Source organism: Rhizobium sp. SVR5-9E (genome assembly GCF_056755095.1).
The window spans coordinates 1-252 of sequence record NZ_JBNDHS010000558.1; the positions used below are offsets into that span (position 1 = coordinate 1).

1 protein-coding gene is annotated in these 252 nt (G+C 43.7%); it reads left to right on the forward strand.

The annotated features are described in order from the left end of the window. A partial coding sequence (locus ACPYOJ_RS36050; RefSeq protein WP_481420486.1) for a hypothetical protein occupies window positions 1-252 on the forward strand: 252 nt, incomplete at both ends.

The window sequence follows — 252 nt, forward strand, 5'->3', positions numbered from 1 at the left end:
GCGTTATCTCCAGTTTGGCGCAGTGAATATCACTTTGCCTTCCATCGGTATCGAAATTTATACCAATGGTGATTTTACGGTAGACATTGGCTTTCCTTATAATATGGATTTTTCCCGCTCATTCACCTTGCAGGCGATTGTGCCTCCAGGGATTCCGGCAATGGGTTCAGGAGGGATCTATTTCGGGAAACTCAGCAGTGCTACTACCAATAAAGTCCCTAAAACCAATTATGGAAACTTTAACCCGGTAAT